This window comes from Mycobacterium sp. SMC-18, assembly GCF_045310895.1.
In the GTDB taxonomy this organism is placed as follows: domain Bacteria; phylum Actinomycetota; class Actinomycetes; order Mycobacteriales; family Mycobacteriaceae; genus Mycobacterium.
Window position 1 is genome coordinate 1 of the sequence record NZ_JBJIAL010000080.1, and the last position, 8664, is coordinate 8664.

The 8664-nt window shown below is 61.9% G+C and carries 11 protein-coding genes; 9 read left to right on the forward strand and 2 right to left on the reverse strand.

Annotated features, from left to right (window positions below; genetic code table 11):
• Positions 1–55: 55 nt before the first annotated feature.
• Positions 56–679, forward strand: coding sequence for a hypothetical protein (locus ACJH6J_RS29505; protein ID WP_406804970.1), 624 nt, complete (start codon positions 56–58; stop codon positions 677–679).
• Positions 680–798: 119 nt separating this feature from the next.
• On the opposite strand, the gene ACJH6J_RS29510 is transcribed toward ACJH6J_RS29505, so the two are convergent.
• Together ACJH6J_RS29510 and ACJH6J_RS29515 are read right to left on the reverse strand one after the other, a co-directional pair.
• Positions 799–1356 carry an XRE family transcriptional regulator gene (locus ACJH6J_RS29510; protein WP_406804971.1) on the reverse strand — a complete coding sequence of 186 codons (558 nt, stop codon included), beginning with the start codon at positions 1354–1356 and terminating at the stop codon, positions 799–801.
• Positions 1357–1430: 74 nt separating this feature from the next.
• Positions 1431–2060, reverse strand: a complete 630-nt coding sequence (locus ACJH6J_RS29515; RefSeq protein WP_406804972.1) for a hypothetical protein — start codon at positions 2058–2060, stop codon at positions 1431–1433.
• 140 nt (positions 2061–2200) lie between these two features.
• Between ACJH6J_RS29515 and ACJH6J_RS29520 the strand changes: the two genes are divergently transcribed.
• The 8 genes from ACJH6J_RS29520 to ACJH6J_RS29555 form a co-directional block, all read left to right on the forward strand.
• Entirely contained in the window at positions 2201–3982 is a 1782-nt protein-coding gene (locus tag ACJH6J_RS29520) for an ATP-binding protein (RefSeq protein ID WP_167838144.1), read from the forward strand.
• Entirely contained in the window at positions 3979–4836 is an 858-nt protein-coding gene (locus tag ACJH6J_RS29525; RefSeq protein ID WP_135358008.1) for a hypothetical protein, read from the forward strand. Before ACJH6J_RS29520 ends, ACJH6J_RS29525 begins: the two co-directional genes overlap by 4 nt.
• The gene (locus ACJH6J_RS29530; protein WP_406804973.1) at positions 4818–5207 is read left to right on the forward strand and encodes a WXG100 family type VII secretion target; all 390 of its coding nucleotides are present in this window, start codon (positions 4818–4820) and stop codon (positions 5205–5207) included. The genes ACJH6J_RS29525 and ACJH6J_RS29530 overlap by 19 nt, the downstream gene beginning before the upstream one ends.
• A gap of 6 nt (positions 5208–5213) precedes the next feature.
• Positions 5214–5504, forward strand: coding sequence for a WXG100 family type VII secretion target (locus ACJH6J_RS29535; RefSeq protein WP_073694836.1), 291 nt, complete (start codon positions 5214–5216; stop codon positions 5502–5504).
• Between the two features lie 9 nt (positions 5505–5513).
• A complete protein-coding gene (locus ACJH6J_RS29540; protein WP_406776292.1) occupies positions 5514–6932 on the forward strand; it encodes a hypothetical protein in 1419 nt (472 codons plus the stop codon).
• 18 nt (positions 6933–6950) lie between these two features.
• Complete coding sequence (locus tag ACJH6J_RS29545; RefSeq protein WP_061002862.1) at positions 6951–7496, forward strand: hypothetical protein; 546 nt, start codon at positions 6951–6953, stop codon at positions 7494–7496.
• A 23-nt stretch (positions 7497–7519) separates the two neighbouring features.
• On the forward strand, positions 7520–8050 hold the full coding sequence (locus ACJH6J_RS29550; RefSeq protein ID WP_073694932.1) for a hypothetical protein: 531 nt from the start codon (positions 7520–7522) through the stop codon (positions 8048–8050).
• Between the two features lie 217 nt (positions 8051–8267).
• On the forward strand, positions 8268–8664 hold a 397-nt coding region (locus tag ACJH6J_RS29555; protein ID WP_406804974.1), incomplete at its 3' end, for a DUF4145 domain-containing protein.

An 8664-nucleotide genomic window follows, 5' to 3' on the forward strand; every position in this document is an offset into this window, starting at 1 on the left:
ACTATTCCCAACTCGTGACCGGTAGACCGGCCGGATCACAGAAACCTGAGGGTGCATGAAACCCGGGACGGTTCACACACCAGCCAGCGAGATACGCCGAGCCCTCCCCGAACTGGAATTGCTTCTGCAGGAAGATCATCTGGGGTCAACCCGCACAATCAGCGCCCTGAACGGGTTCGTTGTTGAGGACAAATTGGACTGGGGGCCAATCATGTTGGACGAATTTCACTCGCTCGGTCCGTCGCCATACTACGAGTCCCCGTGGCCCGACCTTGTCGAGTTAGGAGTTATCGGTTACGAATTCGTTGTACGCAGCCGCGAAGAGCCTGCCGATGAACTGCTGCGCACCCGAATCTTGGAACAGAAGTGGGACCCCGAATCTGTTGAGTTCGGCCCGGCGCCGGACGGCCGCCCGACGTCGCGCATCACATTCACAAACCTGCAAACCAAGGAATCGGTGACGGTGCGGTCGTTCGGAGTATCGACACGGCTACCCCGACTCGGCAGAGTACTGGCGAACGCCGATAGGGATGAGCCTGAACCTGCTCTGGTGTATCCCGAGACTCTGATCGTCGGTGAGCGCAGGGTCATGCTCACGGAAGCATGGTGGACGCTCAAGCGCCTCCATCGCCTCTTCGCGGCATCGGCAGCCACAGGCAATCCCGTCGTATGGCATTGAGAATCATCTCGACCAGTTCATGGTGATCAGTGGGCACCGGTACCGTTTCGTCCCCGTCGACCTAGCTGGCTGGACGGCGGCGATACGGGGGCGATCGGTATGTGTCGTCTAGGGAACAACTACGGGGCAGCGTAGGGCCCAATTGCGTGTGGAGACGTACCCGGCGCGTAGCTCCAGAGGCGGCGCCCCTCAGGAGTCAGATTGGTGAACTCGTTCACCCGGATCAGCAGTTCAAACCCGTCGATCCTTGGATTGCGCTTGCGGTAGGCGAATCCTCCTGTTGGTGCCACACCAGGTGTAGGCGGGATGTTCGGGTCGAACTCGAGTACATAGTCGTTCCGGCGCATCATCTTTAACCAAGCAGCATGGCGTCCCCGCTTGAAGTCGGACATGTCTCGACCGCCCGTGGCGATAAACTCGCCGTGGTCACGCAGGCGTTGATACGCCGCAGACTTGCCGTGTGGGCCTTTGGTCTCCCACGGCCACGCCTGGTTGACGATCTGACGGGTCGACTTCTGTCCCCCGTATGTCGTTTTGTGCCACGAGACAGCCTGTCGCGACACACCGTGAATATCCGCAATCTCGGTCTGGTTGAAACCCTTTCGCCTCAGCTCTTCGATTTCCCCGAAGACCAGCGGTTGACGGCGGGTTGCTGTCTTGTATTTCTTGCCGCTCATACGTACTCCACTACATGGTTCGGTTCCTGCACAGGCCAATCGCGCTAGGCGTCCGCTGGTGTCACGATCGACCCTCAACTCTCTCGGACAGCGGTGACAACCTCGCGCGCCATCGACAACGGATGGGCCGGAAACTGGTCGTCGAAATCGGGCAGCTCGCTCATGTTCATCACGAAGCCCGTCTTCAGTCCGGTGTAGGGGTCGCGGGCCCAGCCGCCCATCGGGTCGTCGGCAGTGGGCTGCTGGAGCCAATCATTCTGCCGCGCAATCTCATACACCGCAGCGTCGCGCATGCCGGTGGTGTGGCCTTCGATGAAGAAACCCTGGACCTGTTGCACATGCTCGGCGTGTAGGTGCAATGTCAGGTTGTACTGCACACCGCCAGACTCCTGCTTGATCTTCATGAGGCTGTACACGAACGGCACCCCGCTTGACGTCCGCTCGACGTCGACCTCGATCAGCCCGGCCTGTCCGGCAACGACGGCGTCGGCTTCGAGGATGCCGTCGATCATCTGGTCCTTGTTCAGCGGCATCGCGTACTTGGCCGGGTAGGGCCGCGTCGTCACGGTTCCCGTTGCGTCGTCACTGAACAGGTAGCCGAACGCCTGAGTTCCGGGCGGATCGTCGGGCAGCAGCGCGCTCTGTTGCCAGTAATCAGCAAGTGCCAGTGTCGGTCCGCCACCCCACAGTTTGACGCGCATCATCGACTCCTCCCCAATTCGTCACTCAGTCATACACGCCGACTCCGTCATTCAGACAGGCGACGGGCTATCGAGCCCGACTTGTCGGTGGCTCGTGCGACGCTATGCGGCTTTCGACCGAACCGATGCAGGAGATACCGCACATGTCCGCACCTCAGCAGCAGAACTTCCGAGTGGATCTCGGCGGCGTCATCTCGCTGCTCAGCAAGAACCTCTATTCCAGCCCGGGCGTGTACGTCCGCGAATTGATTCAGAACGCCTTCGACGCCACCCTCGCCCGCGACGCACTCAGCGACACGCCGACCCCGCGGACCATCACCATCTCGCCATTCGGCGTCACCTCTCCGGACTCCCCGGCCAATGAATTCGCGATCACCGACGCCGGCATCGGCGTCACCGCCGATCAAGTCGAGCAGTTCCTGGCCACCGTCGGCGCGAGTTCCAAGCGTGACGAGTTGGCCCGCAGCAGGCGCACCTACATCGGGCAGTTCGGCATCGGCCTGCTGAGCTGTTTTCTGATCGCCGACGAGATCACCGTGATCTCGCGCAGCGCCGACGGCTCCGCGCCGATCGAGTGGATCGGCAACAGCGATGGGACCTACACCGTCCGACCCATCTCCGACGACGTCGCCGTCGGCACCACCGTCCAGCTTCGGCCCCGTCCAGACATGATCGGGTGGGCCCGTGCGGAGCAGGTGACTCCCCTGGTCCAGCGCTACGCCGAGTTTCTGCCGATCGACATCACTGTGCTGAGAAGTCAAGGAAACAGGGAAGTTTCACGCCGGTACCCCTGGGCTGACGACTTCGGATCCCACCGCTCCAGCGTGCAGCAGGGTGTTCCACCCGTGTACGGCGGGGTCGGAGTGGGGCGCCAGTTCGACGTCGTTGCGATCAACGACGCCGGCCTCGGTTTGGATGCCGTCGCCTACATCGGTACGGCGGTAGGCAAATCGAAGTCCAGCGCCCGAAACCGGGTGTACGTCAACGACATGCTGATTGACGACGTGGACGCGACGCTGCTTCCGTCATGGGCGTTCTTTGCCTGGGCGGTAGCCAACTCGACCACACTGGAGCCCACAGCCAGCCGTGAGGCCATCGTCGACAACGCGGCGCTGGTCGCGACCCGACGCAAGCTCGGGCAGGCAGCGCTGAAGTGGTTGCGCACCTTGGCAGATACCGACCCGCAGCGGTTCTCCGACTTCGTCGCCGACAACGAACTGGAGCTGCGCTCGGCGGCCACACGTGACGCAGACGGCGAGAATCTGGAGCTTGCCGAAGTCGTCCTACCGATGCTGACGGTCCAAACGACAGCAGGGCAGATGCGCCTGACCGACGTGGTCGCCCACAGTCCGAACGTTCTCTATGCCGTGTCCGTCAAGGAATTTCACACCATCGCCAGCTTCAACCCCGACGGACGACTCGTCGTCAACGCTGGCCACACACTGGACCAGGAGGTGCTGCTGATGCTGCCGCAGGTCCTTTCCGGAGTGACGGTCACCCGCGCCTACCCCGCTTCCGAAGTCGCCGCACTCGCCGTACCGCCCACAGACGCGGTCGGCGACATTCTGACTTTCGAACAGCGAGCGACCCGGGCGCTCAAAGCATCTGGTGCTCGCGTTGTGGTGCGCCAGTTTCCCACCACGGACCTGCCCGCGGTGTTCATCGGACACGGGCAGATCGATGCGGCATCGCCCGGGTACGGCAACCTCGTGAATCTGGTGGTGAATTGGGGCAATCGGGTCATCCGTGCACTGACCCGCACGAACGATGATCTGGTATTCGACCGCCTCATCCAGTTGCTCTACGTGCAGGCGCGGATGGCCGCCCAATGCGACGGCCCCGAGGACCGAGCGCTGCTATCGGAGGCCCTCGACGACGTCATCCTGCTCGCGGCGGGCGTGGACGGAACCGAGGTCGGGAGATGAGCGAGCAACCGACCGCTGAGGAATGCGAATTCCTCGGCGATGAGGCGGCCGGGGCAGGACAATTCGAGAAGGCTCTGGATCACTACAGTCAAGCGCGGCGATTGCGTTGCGATGCACTGACGATGGCGTTGGCGGGCAACGATCTCGACTCGCAGTCGATGTCTACTTACGGCACCGATAGCACCCGGTTGAATCAGAAGATCCGCACGATCGTGGACGAGTTGAATCCGCCAAAGACGCTGAGCGAGCGGATCGCGGACCTGCGGGTCGAGATGGACGAGCATCTGATATCGGGTCGGCTCAATCTCGCCTCCCACCTCAGCACCCAACTCGGCGCGGCGTATGAGGAATTTGGCGACCTGGACGAGGCCGAGTCGGCATATCGATCCGCCGTGGTGCTCGCCCGGCAGGTCGACGCTCGCGATCCCGAGTTGTTGCTGCACACCTTTTGGGCGTTGATCGACTTCCTGCCGCCTTCCGAGGAATCGGTGGCGCTGGCCAAGGAAATGGCGTCCAATCTGATCGAACGCCGTGAGATGTACCACCCGATGCGGGCAGCTGATGCGGCGTACCGGCTCGCGCTGGCAGAGCTGGATTTCGCCGAAATCGCGCCACAGCATATGGATTCCGCGATCGACGGCAGCACGCGGGAGGCAATCGAGATGCTCGACGGTGTCTGCTTCCACGACAAAAGCCAGGAGCTCCAGCGATGGGTCGCCGCGGTGTTGCGGGCGGTCGGCCGCGACACCGAGGCCGACCATTGGCGGTCCGCGGCCGACCGATACGAAGACTGGGAATGGTTCACGGACCAACAGATGCCCGGGCATGTGCACCTGTGGGACATCCGGCATTGATCGTCGGCCTCGCTAGACTGGCGCTTGAAGTCGGCGAAGGGGGTCGCATGGCGGACGTGGGGGGCGCACGGCTGCGCATCGAGACCGAGCCGGTCAAAGCAGCTGCGAACGAGTTTCGGACCATCGCCGATGAGTTGCGTGAAGAACTGCGCCAGCTCGTCGCGTCGGTCGATGACGTAGTCGAAGGTTCGTGGCGCGGTGAGGCCGCTCGGATGTTCGGCCGCGATTGGGATGAGTTTCGCGCCGCCGCGACGAAGATCGTCGACGACGCCGACGAAATCGCGATCCGGGTCGTCCAAAGCGTGGAGGCCTACGCAGCACAGGATGAGCGCGGTGGATCGATCGTTCGCAGCGGGTGGGATGAGCGGTAGGTCGCAATGACTGGGTACACCGTCGACGTCGACGCGCTCAATGAACTGCGGTCGAGAATGCAGGCCTACCTGGCGCACTGCGAGAGTTCGCTGAGCCGGGTGGAAGCGCTCATCGGTCAGGTGTCGCAGTCATGGGACGGCGCAGCCGCCGAGGCATATGAGGCTCGCCACCGGGACTGGGTGCAGTCAGCGCACGACATGCGCACCGAGCTCGAGGACTTCACCGCTTGGTCCGCCCAGGCCGAAGACGCCTACCGGACAGTCATGGCGATGAATCTGCGCATGGCCGGCCAGTAGCGAGCATCCATGGGTACTTGGGTTGTCGATTCAGACTGGTATTTCCTGACCGCGGCGATACTCGGCCGTGCGGGATCGAAGGTGGCTGGTGCTGCCGGCGTGGTCTCAGGCGCGTCGCACGGCTCCGGCCACATGGCCGGCAACGACCCGGTCGGCACGAAATGGGGATCGCGGTATGACAGCGCCGCGCGCGATGCTCTCGGTGGCGCCGATTCGCTGGCACAAGCCTGGTCCTCGCTGGCTGGACGCGTCTACCAAGCCGGAATCAACCATGCGTGGGCTGAGTTCCACGCCGGCCGTCGCAAGATTCCCGTCCCGGCGAATCTGCCACCCCGACCGGCGATCTCTGAACCGTCGTCGACGATCTCCAGTTCCGTGGGCGCCAATGGCGTCGGCCTGACCGACATCATCCCCGGCTTGGTCGAGGCGGTTGGCAAGGAAACTCCGAACGCAGACACGAAGGGCCTCGACGCCGCTTCGGACATGTGGCAACGGTTCGCAACGACGGTCGCTGAAGCTGTCAGTGACGTGGTGAGTCAGGTCAGACGACCGGACCACGACATGCCCGACGCCACCGCGTTCTACGAGACAATCGCCAATCTGAGCGCTCCCGCGGATGCCGTCGCCGCCGACGGCCGCACACTGAGTGCCCTAACGCACAGCTTCTCTGCAGCCACCAGCGCGATGCGCGCGAACATCGCCAGTGAGGTCAACAGCACCGCGATGTGGATGGGCGGGGCCGCGTCAGTCGTGGTGCTGTCGTCGGAAGTCACTGGCGGCGCGTCATTCCGGGCTGTGCCCGCGGCCATGCGGTGGCGGCTCAACCAGGCCGGCACCAACATCCGGAGCTACATCGCCGCGGTAGAAACCGCTGCGACAGCGATCGATTCACTCACCGTTGCACTCGACCCGACCAAGAAGGGTCTGCTCGACCGCCAGAAGTTCGTCGACATCGAGATCTACGATCCCGACGGCACCAAGACCCATCACCATCGCATTCCCCTGTCCAAGTGGCTGGCCTGGCAGAACTATCTGCACCGCGGCGGCCAAGAGTGGGACTGGAATCGCTGGAGCGCCAACTACGACCAGCTTCAAGAGAACTCTGCAAACGGCTGGTGGTTCGACAAATACGCGGCCGAAGTGATGGGCTACAGCAAGGACGACGGATGGCATTCGCAATACTCAGACCAGACGATCGTCCCCGGTCGTCGCTGGGACTGGGTGAGTCCCGATCTCAACGAGTTCATCGAGAACAAGAGTGGACGCCTCGACATGGACCAGCTGGCCAAAGACGAACGCGTTCTAGCCCTCGGTCATCAGCTCACCTACAACCTCAACGCAAACTATCCGTACAGCCCAGCGGAGATCGCTGCGCTCCAGAGTCTGCAAGACAGATATCCAGACCAGTTCACGGTGAATCGACTGTGACCAACAGGGAGAATCAGGATGGGTAAGTCGTTCGACTACGTCCCCGTGCAACTCACCAAGGCGTTCCGCGAAGCGCAAACCAACGAACAGTTCTTGGGTTGGCTGAAGATGCAGGAAGCCTCGATGGAAATCGAATTTCCCTATGAAGACCTACCGGACGTGCGCGACATCATGTTCACCAAAGACAGTCTTGCGGTAGTCGAACAGAAGCTGATGGAGCTGTACCCCGACGATCCCAGCGCCTATGCAAATGAGGAAGCTGTTCACCGAACGATGCGCTACGCGTACTACGTTGGCGAAACAGTCCGACGTGCCATTGAAGCAACCTGGGTAGCACTGCCGCCGCCCAGCCAGAAAGGCCAACCGGGAGCGTTGCTCCCGGCCATCGACGTGCTCTTCGACGAGATGTTGGTTCAACCCTTGCTGTTGATCCGATTCGCACTCACCCGCCGAACAGGCCTGGAGATCACGCGCGTGTACAACAACATTCTGCGTCTCTATGACGAATGGGCTGAAAAGGGTCGTCCACCACGGGAGTTTGGCGGCACCTTGCGCGAGGAATGAGTGGCTGACGTTGAAGAATCGTCATGGGTGAGTCCTTCGACTACGTCCCGACACAACTCACTCGAGCGTTCCGCGATGCACAGTCCAACGAACAGTTCCTGGGCTGGCTGAAGATGCAGGAAGCGGTCATGGAGATCGAATTCCCGTACTACGACCTCCCCGAGATACGCGAGCAGATGTACACCGAAGCGAGCTTGGCGATAGTCGAACAGAAGCTCCTCGACCTGTACGACAACCATCGAAGCGCCTTCTCGCTCGAGAACGTCCACACGACCATGAGGTACGTCTACTACGTTGGCGAAACATTTCGCCGTGCCTGTGAAGGGACATGGGTGGCCCTCCCCGTGGCCGACGCATACCTACCTGCGATTGACTTTCCGATGCGCGAAACCATGACTAAGCCAACAGACCTCGTAGAGGGAGCAGTCAACCGACGCGACGGGAAACACCTGACGAAGGTCTTCGGACACGCCGTGCGCAGCTATCGCGAGTGGACTGAAGCAGGCAAGCCCGAACGGACCTTCCGCGGCACCCTGCGCGAAGCCGACGAATAGGCGGGCCGTCCTAGTTTTTGAACCGAGCAACCAATCAGTCACAACTTGTCGGCTCGACATGCAACACTGCTCGGTTCGCCCGCCAGCAAAGGAATTCGCATCGTGACAACACCTCGACCATTGACCGGCAGAAATTGACGATCATGTTGCTCACTACCAGTACAGTGACCCTGTGAGTCCGACTATGTTCGTGAATGAACATTCCGGCTGAGCGCGGATGAGCAATTTCGCATTCATCGGTGCCGCTGAATGGCCCGACATCCAATCCGACTGTGCCCGCGCCGAGAGCTACCTGGCCTCCGATCCGCGCTCGGCCTGCATCTACGGCCGGCGCGCCATCGAACAACTCGTCGGCCTGCTTTACGACGTGATGGATCTGCCGCTGCCCTACAAGGACGACCTGGCCGCCCGGATCAACGAACGTCCGTTCAGTACCCAAGTGCCGCCGGCAATCGTTCACAAGCTCAACCTGATTCGCAAAGCCGGCAACGCGGCGGTGCACGAACGGCGCGCCATCGCGCCGAACATCGCGCTCGCGGTGAACCATCCCGCGTTTGATGCGCACCTCCTTCCTTGGGAAGGTGCATGTCATGCCGAGCAAGTACGACCCGGAG